The sequence below is a fragment of the Alphaproteobacteria bacterium genome, from assembly GCA_033762625.1.
Lineage (GTDB): Bacteria > Pseudomonadota > Alphaproteobacteria > UBA9219 > RGZA01 > RGZA01.
In genome coordinates this window covers 105,468-122,323 of record JANRLI010000013.1, presented here as the reverse complement: position 1 = coordinate 122,323, position 16,856 = coordinate 105,468, and the positions used below count along the sequence as shown (strand labels likewise).

The following is a 16,856-nucleotide window of genomic DNA, read 5'->3' as shown; positions in this document are numbered from 1 at the left end:
ATGCCCAGCGCCAGCACGATAGATCCAGATGCAATGGCGGCCGTTTGCACGCCCATAAGCGCCCAGTCATTTAAAGCCGCCAACGCCAAGCCAAGGCGTTCCTTGGCTGCCGAAGGTTGGTCCACGGCCATAAGTTCGTTTGTTGTGTGCAAGTCAATGTCGTATCGACGATGAAGCCATGCAAGCGCGGGGGTGAATGTTCGTTCCTGCAATTCCCTTAAACGCTTGGGTTCTTCTACGAAGTGACATAACAAATCTGTGCCTGCATAGGACAGCATTCGCTCCACCATCTGCGCGCGCTCTGTAGGGACATGATCAAGGCTGGTAGCCGCAAGCTGCATCAGCGGCATGGTGCCAACAGCAATTACATCACCCTGCCCTTGCCACTCCGCAGCAATCGCTTTGGCTAAAGCCCGATTGGGAAGCGCGAGTAATTTGCCAGCAGGGGTTTTAATCGGCTTGTCATCTAGTGCGACAGTGAAGGTAGTGTCAACTTCGGCAACAGCCGCATTTTTGTAAAACCGCTTCATGATGCTTAATGGAACAAGCCTTTCAGCTTATCAATCGCTTCCGATGGTTTGCCGATGTTTTTAATTACATCCTTGGCCTGATTGACCGTTGCCTTTACGGCATCCTGCGTTTTCATTTGTTCAATCATGGGTGGATGTGGGTCATTCAACACGGCCAAACAGCCATTGCCCTTGGTATTCGGGTCTACTTTTGGAACGCCGGATGAATTTGAACCACCGCCATTAATTGCACTCATGACCTTTTCAGCCACTGCTCTTTCTTCCGGCATGATGCTTAAGTTTGAAAGCGGGCCTGTGGCTTTCATGGGAACATTCAGAAAGCTTGCCGCCTGCTGGTCTTTAACCGCACTACGGAACAGCAAATTGGCCTGATCACGGCCTAAATCAACCGTGCCTTCACCCGCCACCGCTGCAATCGGGCTATCAAACAAAATGCCGTTGGAACGCAGCAAGCCGTTGGTAGCGATAAAGCGCATGGCACCGCAATTAATATTCTGTTTTTCAGTTGCCGTTGATTTTGGATAGAGCATTTTTATCAGAGCGAGGCCTGCTGCGCCGCTGCTGCCAACATCGACCGCGCCTTTACCGGCAACCATCTGAATTTTACCGGAAAGCGAGTTTTTAAAGCTTTCAGGCGTCATGCCTTGGCCAGAGATATCAATATCCAGATCACCATTAGCACTTAACGGCGACTTGCTATTGAACGCAGCAGCGAGTGCAGCAAAATCAATGTTATTACCGCTTAACACCACATGCGTTACAGGTGTGCCACCCGTTGGGTTGAAATCAAGGCTACCTTTATATGCAACATTTAAGAATGTTGCTGTAATCGGTTCAAGTTTGAGGCGACCACCGGATAAGTTCAAAGTGGTTTTGAGATTATCAAGCGATTTACCTTCAGCAAAAACGAGCTTACCAATGTTCAGTACAACATCTGCATTGATTGCTTTTAGCGCTTTGAAATCAGGCGTGGGCGCAGAAGCCACAATCATACTCGCGGCTTGTTTATCAACCATAACGAGCGATTGAATTGCTGGACGCAGCTTCTTTTGTACTGCTTTTGGCGCAGATGCGCTGAGCGATGTTAGGTTTGCTTCTGGCGCAGAAAGGCTACCGGAAATCATAGGCACTGTGCTTTCCAGATTGAGTTTCAAATTACCTGTAAAATCAATGCCCATGAGCTTGGCGGATAAGTTCTTAATGTCATGCACCTTTTCGCCGCGCGTATAGGTTCCTTTAACCGCATAGCTTTGACCTGCATAATCAGCCTTCAAATCAATCTGTGATGGCTTGCCATCGGCAAGTTGTTGCACGCCGCCCGGGGCTGTAAATTCAAGGGTGAAGGGCGTCTTATTATAGGAGCCTTCTGCGCCAACATTCAGGGCAGCATTATAAGGCGCTTTTACAGTCGCTTTCTTGATTTCTAAATCCTGCACCTTGCCGCTGCGTTCATCCTTTTGGCGCAGGGTGGTTTTGATGACTTCAATTGAGTTCAAATCAACGCGCTTGATTTCGAAATTGGCCTTTGCGTCAACAGTTGTGTGCGTGGCTTTGCCATCTGCTTTAGCATCAGCTTTAACCGTTGCGGATGTTGGGCCGTTATTGGGCGTTGCTTCCACCTCAACCGTTTCAGACTTGGGCATTTTTATATCCCAATTATTCTCGCCCGCCGCATTGGTGATGAGGTTAATATTCGCATCTTCAATAATGAAGTGGGTTACATCAATTTTGTGTTCGGAAAGCGCTTGCCAGTTCAGGGCAATATCCACCTTCCCTGCTTTGATAAATTCCTTGTCTTTAAAGCCAGCGGGGTTGCCGATGCTGACATCCTTCACGCTTAGCGCAAAACCATGGGCAAAGCTCACGCCAATTGGCCCATCCAGCGCAATATCGCGGCCAAGGGTTTTGCTGGCCTGCGCGGTAATATCTTTTTTAAACGCATCAAAATCAAAGGTAACAAGGAATGCGCCAACGAGCAGCAACGGTACAATCACGATAAAGGCAACAACACCGATGATTAAGCGCAGCAGTTTACCCATGAGAACTCTCCCTTAAAATTTTGTGCTAATACTCTTACAACTCATCACCAAAAGAAGCAAATGGGTCGCCATCATCTTCCGGGAATTCGAAGTAAGACCAGCTTTTTTTCAGCAATTCCGGCAACGGCGCCGTTATATCAATCAACCCTTTTCGCGGATGCGGAATGACTAATCGTCTCGCATGTAAATGTAGTTTTTTAATGGCAATCCCGCCATCGATTTTCGGTGTAGCATCATCGTAATACATGTCATCACCAACAATCGGCGTATCAATCTCATACATGTGTGCGCGAAGTTGATGTGTGCGGCCAGTAAGCGGCCATAGCGCAACAAACGAAACTTTAAGCGCTGTTTGCACCACTTCATAAAGCGTTACCGCATTTTTGCCTTCAGCTTTATCAGGGTGCATGCGGCCATCTTTCCCTTTACTGAGTGGCATAATGATTTTGCCCTGCTTTGGCTTGGGAACGCCATGCACCAATGCCCAGTAATATTTGCGTGTGGTACGTTCTCGAAAGCTTTCTGCGAGATGGCTTGCCGCAAAATCATTTTTTGCCAGCACAAAGACGCCTGATGTTTCTTTATCCAAGCGGTGCACCAATTTGGGACGCGTTGCATTTTCATAAATCGCTGTCAAAAAGCCATCCAGGTGACGCGATATACCCGTGCCGCCTTGCACTGCCAACCCTGCCGGCTTATTGATGACCAGCACGTCTTTATCTTCAAATAGAATACTGTCTTTTATATTCTTTTCTTCGCGCGCGGTTGGGCGAACTTTGCGCGGGCCCTCGGATTGCACCAGCATTTCATCGCTCATGGGCGGAACGCGCACAATCTGCCCAGATTCTAACCGCGCATTTGCTTTCGCGCGTTTGCCATCCACACGCACCTGCCCTGTACGCAGCAGTTTTTCTAGCTTTCCATGGGTGAGGCCTGGGTAGTGACGGCGAAACCAGCGATCGAGACGAAGCTCGGCTTCGTCATTGGTGACTTCAATATTTTCAACTTTGGTGGGCATTTTGTTCTTGTTCTATAATGGGCTGACTTTATTATCGCATTTATGACACAAACTATTCTGAAACCCAAACCTTTGCAAAAAGGTAGCCGGATTGGGGTTATTTCTCCCGCCCGTCACTCCCCGCAAGACTGGCTTACCCAAGGTAAAGCGGCTTTGGAAGCTGCGGGCTATGAAGTGTTCATTCACCCGCAAAATCGTATCGCCGACTATCAATTAGCCGGAACCGACCAGCAACGCGCGGCCGCATTGATGGAATGTTTTGAAGATAGCAGCATTGATGCAATTATTTCTACGCGCGGCGGCATCGGCAGTTACCGAATTGTGCCCTACCTTGATTTCGAAATCATCAAAGAGAACCCTAAAATCTTTTGCGGGTTTAGCGATTTAACTACGCTGATTAACACTATTCATAACCGCACGGGGCTTGTAACCTTCCATGGGCCGTTGCTGCTAAGTTTTTTTAAGAACAACGATCCCGCCAATATCACGCATTTCGTAAATTTCTTTAATGGCAGCGAACCATCCAACCCTATTCGCTACCCCACTGCCGAAAGTTTTGTGGAAGGCGTTGGCGAAGGACGTTTGGTTGGCGGTAACATCACGCTTTTACAAAATCTGATTGGCACAAAAGATGACGTAAACACTGATGGTGCAATTTTCTATATCGAAGATGATGATGGCGAAAAACCATGCGAAGTTGACCGCGCTATGTGGCATTTAAAAAACTGCGGCAAATTCGATAAAATCAAAGGATTGATTGTGGGCGAGTTTTGCGGTTTCCGCGAAGATAGCGCGGGGCCTTGGAAACATTCGGTGCATGATTTAATCCGCGAGCTAATCCCACCCACCATTCCCGTTGCCGTGCATTTCCCCTGCGGACACGGGAAATCGATCGTTCCCCTACCCTTGGGCACGCTGGGGAGACTGGAAACGACCCAAAAACAAGTTGTTTTGACCTGTCTCGAAAGTCCATTTGCATGAAACTATATGGTCTGATACAACATGGCCTTAGCCGAAAATAAGATTTAAACCGCCACAGACATTTCCGTCTGGGCTAGCTTTGGGTTGCGCCTATGTTGCTAAACAACCGCCATTTACTGGGCATTGCCGAGCTCTCCCCCCAAGAAATTAACACTATTCTCGATTTAGCTGACAAATACGTAGATTTAAACCGCGAGACAGAACGCAAAGGGCAACGGTTAAAAGGCCGTACGGTCGTCAATTTATTCTTTGAAGTTTCAACGCGTACCCGCGGCTCGTTCGAGCTGGCAGCAAAACGCCTTGGCGCAGATTGTATTAATATGAATGCCGACGGCACATCGACCCGTAAGGGCGAAACGCTGATTGATACCGCGATGACATTGAATGCCATGCACATTGATGTGCTGGTGGTGCGCCATTCGGCATCTGGAGCTGTAAAACTGCTTGCAGACAAAGTAAATTGCGCCGTGATTAATGCAGGGGATGGTCAGCATGAACACCCAACCCAAGCGTTACTTGATGCGCTGGTGATGCGCCGCCGTACCAAAAAGCTCGAAGGCCTTAACGTCGCCATTTGCGGCGATATTCTGCATAGCCGCGTTGCACGCTCCAACATCTTCCTTTTGAACAAGCTGGGTGCACGGGTACGCGTAGTTGCACCGCTTACCTTGTTGCCAAAAGATATTGAGCGATTAGGCTGCGAAGTTCACACGCGCATGGAAACGGGCGTAAGGGATGCCGACATCATCATGATGCTGCGCATTCAAAATGAACGGATGGAAGGTTCCTTTGTACCCAGCGCACGTGAATACTATCATTTCTTCGGACTTGACCGTGCGAAACTTAATCTGGCGAAGCCTGATGCACTGATTATGCACCCCGGCCCCATGAATCGCGGCGTTGAAATTGACAGCGAAGTCGCGGATGACATTCACCGCTCCCTCATTCTTAATCAGGTTGAGTTCGGTGTTGCCGTGCGCATGGCATGCCTTGATTTGCTGACCCGCCAATTGATGAGTAGCCAGCGTTTACAGGATGCCGCGCAATGAGCTTAAAAACCGCATATATCAATGCCCGCCTGCTTGATCCTGCCACAAAACTGGACACCAAGGGCGGTGTAATTGTTGAAAACGGAAAAATTGCCGATATCGGCGCACATATCGGTCCGAAACTTGCGGCCGATGTAAAAGTAATTGATGTAGCTGGCGCATGCCTTGCCCCTGGTCTTGTCGATATGCTGGTGCATACGGGCGAACCCGGCAATGAACACAAAGAAACATTTACAACACTGGGCGAAGCAGCGGCAGCTGGGGGCGTCACTGCTATTGCGACCATGCCAGACACTGACCCAATTATTGATAATGTTGCAGGCGTTGCATATATCGACCGCCGTGCACGCCAGACCAAAAGTGTAAAACACTTTCCATACGCCGCGATGACCGTGCAGTGCCAAGGCAAGGAAATGACCGAACTTGGATTATTGGCGGAAGCTGGTGCGGTTGGCTTTACCGATGGATTGAACCCATTGGGCGATGTGAAGCTGCTCCGCCGGATTATGTCGTATTCCCGAAGCTTTGATTTGTTACTACTGCAATTGCCGCTACACCCACGCCTTGCCGAAGGTGGGCTCATGAATAGCGGAGAAATGTCAACCCGCCTTGGGCTATCCGGTATATCTGCCGAAGCAGAAGCCTTGCAAGTGATGATAGATCTGCGCTTGGCCAAGGCTACTGGCGCACGTCTTCATATCGGACCAGTCAGTATGTCGGAAAGCGTGCAGCTTATTCGCGCCGCTAAGGGCCAAGGTGTGCGTGTTACCTGCTCCACTTCGCCGCAGTATTTTACACTGACAGAAAATGATGTCGGTGATTACCGTACCTTTACAAAAATAATGCCGCCGTTGCGTGATGAGGAGAACCGTAAAGCGATCGCCGAAGCGGTCGCCGATGGCAGCATTGACATTATTGCCAGCAATCATCGCCCGCAAGATGTAGATTCCAAACGTCTGCCTTATGCGCAGGCAGCACCCGGCATTGTGGGGCTTGAAACCTTATTAGCGCTCAGCCTTAAACTACATCATGAAAATAAGATGAGCCTGCTAGACGTATTGGCCACCATGACTTATAAGCCGGCCGAATTATTACGCCTGCCGATCGGCCGCTTGGCCAAGGGAAGCGCAGCTGATTTTGTAATTTTTGATGCCGATGAACCGTGGCGTATCAATAATGACAACTTGCATTCGAAATCAAAGAATTCACCTTATGATACGCTGCCGGTTCAAGGCCGCGTGAAGCATACTATCCTTGATGGACGCCACGTTTATGATAGTACTAAGATGGCAAACGCCGCTTAAATCTTAGGTCATAATGCTTCATCCCACATTTTTGAATTCCCTTTATGAATATCAGCTCTTTACCTGCGCGCTATATTTTGGCGCGTATCTGCTTGGCTCAATTCCGTTTGGATTATTGCTGACCAAGCTTGCGGGGCTTGGTGATATTCGCACTATGGGTTCGGGCAATATCGGTGCAACGAATGTGCTGCGCACCGGTAATAAATCGCTTGCTGCACTCACACTGTTTTTGGATGGGGGTAAAGGCGCGCTGGCGGTTTGGCTTGGCCTTGCCATCAGCGACAACACATTTTTTGCGCTGCTGATGGGCCTGTGCGCTGTGATTGGTCACATCTATCCAATTTTTTTGAAATTCAAAGGCGGCAAAGGCGTTGCGACCGCCATCGGCTTTTACATGATGATGTCATGGGAATTGGGTCTGATGATTGTGGTCATGTGGCTTATAATTGCCTTTGTATTAAAAAAATCATCCGCTGCCGCGATTGCTGCCATTGGCTCCGCGCCGTTCTTTGCATGGTTTCTCGATATGCCCGAATATATCCTTTATTTTGGCGGGCTTTCAGCGCTGATTATCTGGAAGCATAAAGCAAATATTGAGCGCCTTTTTAATGGCACCGAACCCACCATTGGAAAAAAATGATGATTACTACTCGCGCTATGAACGATAATGAGCGCATGGACTGGTTAAGGCTAATCCGCAGTGAAAATATCGGCCCTATTACGTTTTATAAATTGCTGGAACGCTTTGGCACCGCGGAGAACGCGCTGCGTCAAGCACCAGAACTTGCCAAACGTGCTGGCGCCAAAAAGCCAATTATTATCGCAACGCGCGAAGTGGCTGAAAAAGAAATCAGCGCTTTAGAAAAGTGTGGCGGATATATGGTGGCCGCGTGCGAAGCGGATTATCCCGCGCATCTGCGTGCTGTTGAAGACGCACCGCCGATCTTAAGCGTGAAGGGTCAGCGCAGCGCATTAAACGGCAGACGCATGGTCGCCATGGTGGGTTCACGCAACGCATCCTTGAACGGAAGGCAATTCGCCGAACGCATTGCGCGTGATTGCGGGCAGGCGGATATGATGGTGGTATCCGGTTTGGCCCGCGGTATTGATACCGCGGCCCATCAAGGCGCATTGAAAACAGGTACCATTGCGGTTGTAGCGGGCGGAATTGATGTGATTTACCCCGAAGAAAATGCCAAGTTATATGATGCTATTTGCGAAAAAGGCGCCATTATCGCCGAGAGCCAGTTTGGGGTGCCACCCACCAACCGCCATTTTCCAAAACGGAACCGCATCATCTCGGGTGTGAGCGAAGGCGTCTTAGTTATTGAAGCGGTTGAACATTCTGGCTCCCTGATTACTGCTCGAATGGCCTTGGAACAGGGCCGCGAAGTGATGGCGGTTCCCGGTTCCCCGCTTGATCCACGCAGCAAAGGAAATAACAATTTGTTGCGTCAGGGCGCAATATTGGTTGAAAACGTGCAGGATATTATGGGCGGACTGTCCAAATTACCCAACCACACCCTGTCAGAGCCATTGGCAAGTTTTTCGGAACGAAACGAATCTCTATCCGAGGATGATATTGCCCAAGCTCGCAGCAAAATCCTTGAAACCCTTGGGCCAGTGCAGGTCCGGATTGATGATTTAATCAGGGACGTGAATTTGCCCGCATCCATTGTTTTAGCTGCACTTTTAGAGCTGGAACTAGCCGGAAAAGCTGCCCGTTCACCGGGGCAATTTGTGGCGCTTATTGACGCGAGCTAATAAATTGTTTACGGGTCAGCACCTACAGGTAAACGGCGTATTAAAATTTTTTGCCTCTTTTCTGACCATATATAAGCATGTCCGGACACAAACTCGTCATCGTTGAATCGCCCGCAAAGGCAAAAACCATCAATAAATATTTGGGCTCGGATTATACCGTTTTGGCCTCTTTTGGGCATGTGCGTGACCTCCCACCCAAAGATGGCTCAGTAAGACCCGATGATGATTTCGCCATGTCGTGGGAATTGGGTGATCGCGCTGCGCGGCCCGTTGGTGAAATTACCAAAGCATTAAAAGATGCCGACACCTTATATTTAGCAACCGACCCTGACAGAGAAGGTGAAGCCATTGCATGGCACGTGCAGGAAGTATTGGAACACAAAAAACTGCTCAAAGGCAAAAAAGTCCACCGCATTACGTTTAATGAAATCACCAAAAGCGCGGTAAAGGATGCGATTGAAAATCCGCGAGCGCTTGACCAGCCACTGATTGACGCTTACATGGCACGCCGCGCGCTCGATTATTTGGTTGGCTTCTCGCTCTCGCCCGTATTGTGGCGCAAATTGCCAGGCGCACGTTCGGCTGGCCGTGTGCAATCAGTTGCATTGCGTTTGATTTGCCAACGAGAAGATGAAATTGAAAAATTCATCCCGCAGGAATACTGGACCATTGAAGCTGTATTCACAACCGACACTGGCGCACAAATTCCTGCGCGCCTGTCGCAATATGACGGCAAGAAGGTTGAAAAGTTCACCTTCACCAATGAAAAAGATGCCAAGGCCGCCTTCGATAAACTGAATTCACTGAACTACACGGTTGGTGAGATCGAGCGCAAGCAAACCAAGCGTAACCCCTACGCGCCATTCACCACTTCGACGCTGCAACAAGAAGCATCGCGCAAACTGGGCATGGGCGCTTCACGCACCATGCGCATGGCGCAGCAACTTTATGAAGGAATGGATATTGGCGGTGAAACCATTGGCCTCATTACCTATATGCGTACCGACGGTATTTATTTGTCAAATGAAGCGATTGCCGGCGCGCGCAATATCATCGGTAAGGAATATGGCGATAAGTACCTGCCCAGCGAGCCACGCATATATAAGAGTGTGGTAAAGAATGCGCAGGAAGCTCACGAAGCCGTTCGCCCTACTGATTTAAGTCGCTTGCCATCACAGGTCGCCCGTTATCTGGAACCCGATGCGCTGCGGTTATATACTCTTATTTGGCAACGCACGGTTGCGAGCCAAATGGAAAGCGCAATTTTGGATCAAGTTGCCATTGATATTGTGGGCTCAAATAAGGGCTTTGAATTCCGCGCGAATGGTTCGGTTGTATTATTCGATGGCTTTTTGAAAGCTTACGAAGAAGAAAAAGATGACACCGAAGCAGCAAGCGATGAAGACAAACAATCCCGCTTGCCAAACGTAAAGACCGGTGAAGCACTAAAGAAAAATTCGGTCACGCCAAACCAGCATTTTACCGAGCCCCCACCGCGCTATTCCGAAGCGAGCCTGATTAAAAAACTGGAAGAGCTTGGCATTGGCAGACCTTCAACCTACACCAGCATCATTCAGGTATTACAAGACCGTGATTATGTAGTGCTGGATAAGAAGCGCTTTGTGCCCGAAGACCGCGGACGCATCGTGACCACATTCCTTAATCACTTCTTTGAACGCTATGTTGAATACGGCTTTACGGCATCGCTGGAAGAACAACTAGATAAGGTTTCTGAAGATAAGCTGAACTGGAAGGCTCTCTTGCGCGATTTCTGGAAAGATTTTTCTGCCGCGATTGATGGCACGAAAGAATTAAAAATCCGTGATGTGATTGATGCGCTTGATGAAAATCTTGGGCCCCACTTCTTCCCGGATAAGGGTGATGGTGTTGACCCGCGTCTTTGTAAATCATGCAATACGGGGCGTCTTGGGTTGCGCCTTGGTAAAAACGGCGCGTTTGTTGGCTGTTCCAATTATCCTGAATGCAAATACACCGCGCCGCTAGTTGCCGGTGAAGCAGCAAACGCTGGAAGCGCCGAACCAAAATTATTAGGCAACGACCCTGTCACCAACATGCCTGTAACATTACGCAACGGCCCATACGGCATGTATGTGCAGCTGGATAGGCCCGAAAGCGCCGCGCCGCCAGCCCCAAAAGAAGAAGTGGTTGAAGACGAAGTTGACGCCACAAAAGACTCTGGGGGCAAAAAGAAGAAAAAGAAAAAAGCCAAAAAGGAAAAAGGCCCACAACCCAAACGCAGCAGCCTTCCAAAAGGCCTTGATCCCGCCACTATCGATCTGGATATTGCGCTCAAGCTATTGGCATTACCGCGCGATGTTGGCCCATACCCTGAAACGGGAGAAGTCATTCAAGCAGGCGTTGGTCGTTTTGGCCCTTACTTGAAACTGGGTAGTGTTTATAAATCCATTCCAAAAGATGAAGACGTACTTACTATCGGTTTGAACCGCGCAACGGTTCTTATGGCTGAAGCGCTTGAAAAGCGTAAAGCCATGCAAGGCCGCGACGTAGGTGAACATCCCGCAGACAAGAAAATGATTACTGTGCAACAAGGCCGCTTTGGCGCATTTGTAAAACACGGAAAAGTTATGGCTACCTTGCCAAAAGGCACAAACATGGATGCCCTGACACTGGCAGAAGCTGTTGAAATCCTCGCCAAAAAAGCCGCCAAAGGGGCTGCGCCTAAAAAAGGCAAGGCAAGCAACGATGACGAAACCACTGAACCAAAGAAGGCCGCGCCGAAAGGCAAATCAAAAGCTGCAAAGGCCGAAGAAAAAGCAGCACCCAAAAAGAAAGCCGTAAAGAAAAAGAAAGCGGCGTAACAAGAATAGAAAAATAAATTGAAAAAGAACAAACCACCTAAAGACAAAAAACCAACATCCTTCCCTGCTTCGGAAGAAATCCTTAAATTCATCAAAGAAAGCCCCGTTCCCGTTGGTAAGCGTGAAATTGCACGTCACTTTCGTATCCACGATGACCAACGCATAAAACTTAAACGCCTGCTGCAAGAATTAAAAGTTAGCGGGAATGTTGAAAAGTCGCACGGTAAGAAAATATCCCGACCCGGTGCGCTGCCCGATATTCTTGGCGTTGAAATCACGCATATCGATGGCGATGAAATGACGGTCCGCCCACTGGAACCACAAAAAGACCCCAATGCGCGTATTCATCTGCATATCTCCCACCATCAGGCCAAGACCCTAAAGCTGGAAAGCTTGGCCAAGGGCGACCGCTTGCTGGTGCGCGTGGAACATCAAGGACGCGGCGATTACACCGCAAGGCCCATCAAAAAACTGCCCCGCGCTGTTTCCAAACTGGTGGGTGTTGTTGAGCAAAGTGGTGAAGGATTAGTCCTGCGCCCCACTGACCGCAAGAACCGTGATGAATATGTTATCGACCATAAAAACGAACTCAAAGCCGTTAAGGGTGATATTGTTGTGGGCGATGTGTTATCACAAAGCAAGTTCGGCAAAAAACTTGTGCGCATCACCGAAAATCTTGGCCCGCTTAATGCACCGCGCGCCGTATCGCTTATCGCGATTGCACAGCATAGTATTCCATGGCAATTCCCTGAAGGTGTAGTAGAAGCATCAGAAAAATTAGTTGGCGCCGATTTAAAAGGCCGCACGGATTTACGCAAACTACCCCTCATCACCATTGATGGCGCGGATGCCCGTGACTTTGATGATGCCGTTCATGCCGAAATGGATGACAGCCCATCCAATAAAGGCGGATGGAAATTGACAGTGGCGATTGCCGATGTTTCGTATTACGTCAAATCAAACTCCATCATCGACCGTGAGGCAATCAAGCGCGGCAATTCGGTTTATTTCCCCGACCGCGTTGTGCCGATGCTGCCCGAAGCATTATCGAATGAATTATGTTCGCTAAAGCCACAGGTTGACCGCGCCTGTATGGTTGCGCATATGACGATTGATAAGCATGGCGAATTGAAACACTTCAAATTCTCCCGTGCGCTCATGAAATCGGTTGCCCGCACCACCTATGAACAGGTGCAAGAAGCCTTTGATGGCAACCCGAATGATATCACTAAGCCCATATTGGAAACCGTAATTAAACCGCTTTATGGCGCTTACCACGTATTACTTGAAGCGCGCAAGAAACGCGGTACGCTGGAATTGAACATTGCCGAACGCCAAATCAAGGTTTCGGAAGACGGGAAGATTTCATCCATTGGCAATCGTGCGCGCCTTGAAAGCCACAAGCTGATTGAAGAATTCATGGTGCTGGCGAATGTTGCGGCCGCACGTGCACTGCAAGACGGCAATATGGGCGCGCTGTACCGCGTACATGACTTGCCTTCGGTTGAAAAGATTTCTGCCTTGCGCGACTTCCTGAAAGGTTTTGGCGTTAATTTATCACCTGGAAAAACACTGCGCCCAGCTGATCTCGCAGCTATCCTTGAACAATTTGTTGATACCGCACATAGCCAGGTTATTAACGAGGTGATGCTGCGAAGCCTTGCGCAAGCGATATACAGCCCCGAAAATATTGGGCATTTTGGCCTTGCGCTTTCCCATTACGCACATTTTACATCGCCCATCCGCCGTTATGCGGATTTGATTGTACACCGAGCCCTCATCCGTTTGTTCAAACTGGGGGATGACGGAATTACCGATGATGAACTGTCGCGCCTTGACGAAATTGGCGAACACATATCCAAAACCGAACGCCGCGCGATTGATGCCGAGCGTGATGCAAGCGACCGTTACACATCGCTCTATCTTGCTGATAACATCGGTGCGGAATTTGAAGGCCGCATTAGCGGTGTTACGCGCGCGGGAATTTTTGTGCGTCTTACTGAAACCGGCGCGGATGGGTTTGTACCCATGAGCCAGTTGCCCAATGATTATTATAACCATGATGAACAAAACCAGCGGCTTGTTGGATCAAAGCATGGCAAAGTGTTCCGGCTTGCCGATATGCTGAAGGTAAAACTGGTTGAAGCAGACCCCGTTGTAGGTGGCCTTAGATTCTCTATCGTTGGAGTTATTGGCCGCGCCAGCACACCAGTCAGGGATAGTGGGAATTTTAGAAAAGACCGCAGCGGGAAACATCCGTTCGGTGGCAAGAGAAGCTTTAAAAAAGGCCGCAGGAGAAGGTAAAACCACCGTTTGTGGCACGCGCAAAACTATCCACAAACCGCTCGCAAACGCTGGAGATTCGCGCAGAATCTGTGTGTCCAAGCAGCAACAACTGCAAAGTAGATAGCTTAAGATTGCCAAAAAGCCCGAACTTAGCTAGGAAATAAGCTTCTAACGTATTAATCTTTCATAGGTTTTTAAGCTTTTGGTCGCGAGACTGCGAATGCGGCATATTTAAGTCAGATGAGGTTTCAGTAATGAACTTGACCAAGCATTTTTATCAATCGGTTGCGCTGCTGGTTTTGGCCAGCGCAGCGTTTGTCTCAACGCCTCTTTTTGCTCAAACGGCAGATCCGAATGATGATGCGCTTCGCCCGCTTATCGTTCGCCCAACAGACGGCGTTTCATCGGCTGCTCCAGCGCCAATTGCCCCTCCATCTGGCGCAACCATTACCCCAATTTCTGCTCCAACTGATTTGACACAGGCTGCCGGTGCAAGCGATGCACGTCTGCGTTTGCCGCCCCCACCAGCACCAAGCCAAATCGATTTAAATACCGCACAACCTGCACCTGGTTCCCGTACGCCAGTGCGCGCACCGGTTGGCCAGAATATGTTTGCTGATTTCGGCCCGCCAAGTGGTTCCAGTGTTTCGGACCGCGTATTCCAGTTACGCGATGAAGCAATTGGCCTTCGCCAGGCGGTTGACCGCGACGTTGATGAATTCACCCAATTACGTGGCCGCGGCGCTGCTGGCGCTATCCAATTCCATTCTACCGTTGCGGCTATAACCGCACGTTTGGAAGCAGGCACGACCCGTGGCAACCCGATTTTGCAACGCCAATGGTCTGAAGCTGAGCAAAGCCTGACGGAAGTGAACTATTCGATTTCCAAACTGAACCTGCTCTCCACCACCCTATCTGCTTCATCATCCCAAGCAGCTTACCTGCTTCAGGCTATTAAGGCAGCGTTTGAACTTTCTGGCGCATTGGATGAAGACCATGACCAGCTCGCGATGATCCGTGATGAAGTTGCCAAGTCCACAGTAAACATCGACCGCATTCGCGGTGAAATCAACGACGACATCCGTCGCCAAAACACCTATCTCGCAACAGAACGCCAAAACCTGCAAGTGCTTGCCTTGTCTATCAGCCGCGGCGAACTCATTCGTAACTCGCTTGCGGGTCAAACCGTTATTGTTGGCAATGAACCCATCTATGGAACCTTGCCAAATACGCAAATGGACGTAAGCGGCTTCCCAAGCATTCGCGAACCCACCAGCCTTTCACCAACCGACAATGGCGGCGTTTACAACCCGCCAGCCGTACCGGTTGATCCTGTTCAGTCTGCCCCACTTGCTCGTAATCGCTCTGCCCTTCCGATGAAGACCGGTAGCGCAACCGCACGCGGCGCAACGCCCGTTAGCGCGATGATGGGCGATGAAGCAACGCTGGGCCAACTTCTTGTTCTTGTACGCTTTAACGAGCCACAGGTGGATTACGAAGACCAGATGTACCAAGCTGTAAGCACAGCGTTAGACCGCAAGCCAGATGCAAACTTTACCGTTGTAGCCGTTAGCCCGAAAAGCAACGACCCAGCAGCAGTTGGCGGGGATGTGGAACGCGCGGAGCGTAATGCAGAAAACGTGAAAAGCTCGCTCATTCAGCTGGGCCTACAACCCAACCGCATTTCCATGAGCAATATCAGCAGCGAAGCGGCACAAAGCCCCGAAGTGCATCTCTACATTCGCTAAGTAAATTAAGGCAAACCCATTAAAAACCCCGCGAAAGCGGGGTTTTTTAGTTTCAGGATTTTGGGTTATTTTATGATCATATTTTTAAAGGATATGGCATGGCCAAAACACCGCTTGTTGAACTGGCAAAAGACAATGCCCAAGTAAATATTCACACTGCGCCAAAACGCGGCGTTGATGTGCGTTTCTATTTCAAAGCAACAGCTATAGAAGTTACTGCGGATAAGCTAAATGCTATGCTTGATCTGATTATCGAAGATTTAAATAAAGGCTGGAAAGCAGAATTCGGCGAAGCACCTGCATTTAAAACCCAACTTACAAAAGGCAACGTGCATATACAAAATGTTGTGGTTGGTTCTAATAAAAAACTGACTTTTGAAGTATCCTTGCAGGAAGTCGAATTCGACAGCATTAATAATTCGAATGCACAACGTGCCGCCGCAAATTCAATCTTGCGTACACTCAATACCGCCCTGCCCCACGCATTGAAACAAGCCTAATCAACCATATTTGTTGGACGGAAGTAATTCGCCGCCGCGCCAGCTGCCGCGCCATTTCTGCCGCCAGAGCGGCTTAGAATTATCGCGTGTTACGGTTTCAATTTTTTGCTGCGGATTGCGGATACTCGCAACGCTTCCTTGGGTAAATAGCCCCGATTGCTCGGCTGCCAAACTTATGCTTTGTACCACAAAGGCAACCATATCTGCTTCTTCGGTTGTTTCAGCAACCGGGACAACCAAGCCAGCCTCACGCCAAATAAGCGGGTTTTCTTCTTCGCGTTCATCTAAGTCCGGCTTCAGGACAAAAGAGCCGCCCAGCGCGGCGATTTCCTCGCGGAAGCGCTCAATGCGGTATTTGCCTGAATATTCTTGAAAGATAACGGGGTAATCGCTTTCAGGTCCCATAATCCAGCCCGGGCCGATTTCCCCATACACATCAACGGTTGAAGCAGTCCAGCGTGGATCAAAATCAAGAACAACTAGACGAACAGGGGGAGCTTCCGCGTCTTGCGGGTCAGACTTCGTTGTAAGGGCTGAAGAATGAAGGGCCATTGATGCGCGACCTTATAGGCTGAGTACCAGCAGACGTAAAGGAGATTCGGGAATCTCATCTACATGGCGTACGGGCTGCGTTTGTGCTGCTTTTTCCTTTTCAATCAATTTTGCGTAATAGCCAGGCGGGCGCGGAATATAATTTTCGCCTCTGCGCACGGCCCATGCGGCTCTGCGATCTGCAAATGATGATGTGGGTTTTGATTTGGCTAATAGCGCCATGTGTTGCTCCTGCTGTGTATTGT

Annotated in this window: 14 protein-coding genes; 9 read left to right on the top strand and 5 right to left on the bottom strand. The window is 49.4% G+C overall.

All coding sequences use genetic code 11. The annotated features are described in order from the left end of the window. From SFW65_07490 to SFW65_07480, 3 genes are all read right to left on the bottom strand, one after another. Positions 1 to 530 (bottom strand): ATP12 family chaperone protein (locus SFW65_07490; protein ID MDX1922954.1); only part of this gene is annotated, 530 nt, incomplete at its 3' end. Positions 531 to 535: 5 nt separating this feature from the next. After that, entirely contained in the window at positions 536 to 2,569 is a 2,034-nt protein-coding gene (locus tag SFW65_07485; protein ID MDX1922953.1) for an AsmA family protein, read from the bottom strand. Between the two features lie 34 nt (positions 2,570 to 2,603). Then, on the bottom strand, positions 2,604 to 3,587 hold the full coding sequence (locus SFW65_07480; protein ID MDX1922952.1) for an RluA family pseudouridine synthase: 984 nt from the start codon (positions 3,585 to 3,587) through the stop codon (positions 2,604 to 2,606). A gap of 42 nt (positions 3,588 to 3,629) precedes the next feature. Between SFW65_07480 and SFW65_07475 the strand changes: the two genes are divergently transcribed. The 9 genes from SFW65_07475 (at position 3,630) to SFW65_07435 (ending at position 16,059) form a co-directional block, all read left to right on the top strand. After that, positions 3,630 to 4,568, top strand: coding sequence for an LD-carboxypeptidase (locus SFW65_07475; protein ID MDX1922951.1), 939 nt, complete (start codon positions 3,630 to 3,632; stop codon positions 4,566 to 4,568). Between the two features lie 92 nt (positions 4,569 to 4,660). Beyond that, the gene (locus SFW65_07470; GenBank protein ID MDX1922950.1) at positions 4,661 to 5,617 is read left to right on the top strand and encodes an aspartate carbamoyltransferase catalytic subunit; all 957 of its coding nucleotides are present in this window, start codon (positions 4,661 to 4,663) and stop codon (positions 5,615 to 5,617) included. After that, positions 5,614 to 6,921: a dihydroorotase gene (gene pyrC / locus SFW65_07465; GenBank protein MDX1922949.1), complete on the top strand. Its 1,308-nt coding sequence runs from the start codon at positions 5,614 to 5,616 to the stop codon at positions 6,919 to 6,921. The genes SFW65_07470 and pyrC overlap by 4 nt, the downstream gene beginning before the upstream one ends. 13 nt (positions 6,922 to 6,934) lie before the next feature. Further along, positions 6,935 to 7,561, top strand: coding sequence for a glycerol-3-phosphate 1-O-acyltransferase PlsY (gene plsY / locus SFW65_07460; protein MDX1922948.1), 627 nt, complete (start codon positions 6,935 to 6,937; stop codon positions 7,559 to 7,561). Next, on the top strand, positions 7,558 to 8,685 hold the full coding sequence (gene dprA, locus SFW65_07455; protein ID MDX1922947.1) for a DNA-processing protein DprA: 1,128 nt from the start codon (positions 7,558 to 7,560) through the stop codon (positions 8,683 to 8,685). Before plsY ends, dprA begins: the two co-directional genes overlap by 4 nt. Before the next feature lie 77 nt (positions 8,686 to 8,762). Further along, positions 8,763 to 11,525 (top strand): type I DNA topoisomerase, encoded by a 2,763-nt coding sequence (gene topA / locus SFW65_07450; GenBank protein ID MDX1922946.1) that lies wholly within the window; start codon positions 8,763 to 8,765, stop codon positions 11,523 to 11,525. Between the two features lie 18 nt (positions 11,526 to 11,543). Next, positions 11,544 to 13,829, top strand: coding sequence for a ribonuclease R (gene rnr, locus SFW65_07445; GenBank protein ID MDX1922945.1), 2,286 nt, complete (start codon positions 11,544 to 11,546; stop codon positions 13,827 to 13,829). Between the two features lie 236 nt (positions 13,830 to 14,065). After that, positions 14,066 to 15,559, top strand: a complete 1,494-nt coding sequence (locus SFW65_07440; protein ID MDX1922944.1) for a hypothetical protein — start codon at positions 14,066 to 14,068, stop codon at positions 15,557 to 15,559. A 98-nt stretch (positions 15,560 to 15,657) separates the two neighbouring features. Then, complete coding sequence (locus SFW65_07435) at positions 15,658 to 16,059, top strand: hypothetical protein (GenBank protein ID MDX1922943.1); 402 nt, start codon at positions 15,658 to 15,660, stop codon at positions 16,057 to 16,059. Here the strand turns inward: SFW65_07435 and SFW65_07430 are convergent, their stop codons facing one another. Both SFW65_07430 and SFW65_07425 read right to left on the bottom strand, forming a co-directional pair. Continuing rightward, the gene (locus tag SFW65_07430) at positions 16,060 to 16,611 is read right to left on the bottom strand and encodes a hypothetical protein (GenBank protein ID MDX1922942.1); all 552 of its coding nucleotides are present in this window, start codon (positions 16,609 to 16,611) and stop codon (positions 16,060 to 16,062) included. 12 nt (positions 16,612 to 16,623) lie between these two features. Then, positions 16,624 to 16,833 (bottom strand): hypothetical protein, encoded by a 210-nt coding sequence (locus SFW65_07425; protein ID MDX1922941.1) that lies wholly within the window; start codon positions 16,831 to 16,833, stop codon positions 16,624 to 16,626. Positions 16,834 to 16,856: the final 23 nt, after the last annotated feature.

Bases quoted from the DNA above. Each gene is read 5' to 3' on its own strand.
- SFW65_07430 (MDX1922942.1), bottom strand. From the start codon at position 16,611: ATGGCCCTTCATTCTTCAGCCCTTACAACGAAGTCTGACCCGCAAGAC.
- SFW65_07485 (MDX1922953.1), bottom strand. From the start codon at position 2,569: ATGGGTAAACTGCTGCGCTTAATCATCGGTGTTGTTGCCTTTATCGTG.
- SFW65_07435 (MDX1922943.1), top strand. From the start codon at position 15,658: ATGGCCAAAACACCGCTTGTTGAACTGGCAAAAGACAATGCCCAAGTA.
- dprA (MDX1922947.1), top strand. From the start codon at position 7,558: ATGATGATTACTACTCGCGCTATGAACGATAATGAGCGCATGGACTGG.
- SFW65_07425 (MDX1922941.1), bottom strand. From the start codon at position 16,833: ATGGCGCTATTAGCCAAATCAAAACCCACATCATCATTTGCAGATCGC.
- SFW65_07440 (MDX1922944.1), top strand. From the start codon at position 14,066: ATGAACTTGACCAAGCATTTTTATCAATCGGTTGCGCTGCTGGTTTTG.
- SFW65_07475 (MDX1922951.1), top strand. From the start codon at position 3,630: ATGACACAAACTATTCTGAAACCCAAACCTTTGCAAAAAGGTAGCCGG.
- SFW65_07480 (MDX1922952.1), bottom strand. From the start codon at position 3,587: ATGCCCACCAAAGTTGAAAATATTGAAGTCACCAATGACGAAGCCGAG.
- pyrC (MDX1922949.1), top strand. From the start codon at position 5,614: ATGAGCTTAAAAACCGCATATATCAATGCCCGCCTGCTTGATCCTGCC.
- plsY (MDX1922948.1), top strand. From the start codon at position 6,935: ATGCTTCATCCCACATTTTTGAATTCCCTTTATGAATATCAGCTCTTT.
- topA (MDX1922946.1), top strand. From the start codon at position 8,763: ATGTCCGGACACAAACTCGTCATCGTTGAATCGCCCGCAAAGGCAAAA.
- SFW65_07470 (MDX1922950.1), top strand. From the start codon at position 4,661: ATGTTGCTAAACAACCGCCATTTACTGGGCATTGCCGAGCTCTCCCCC.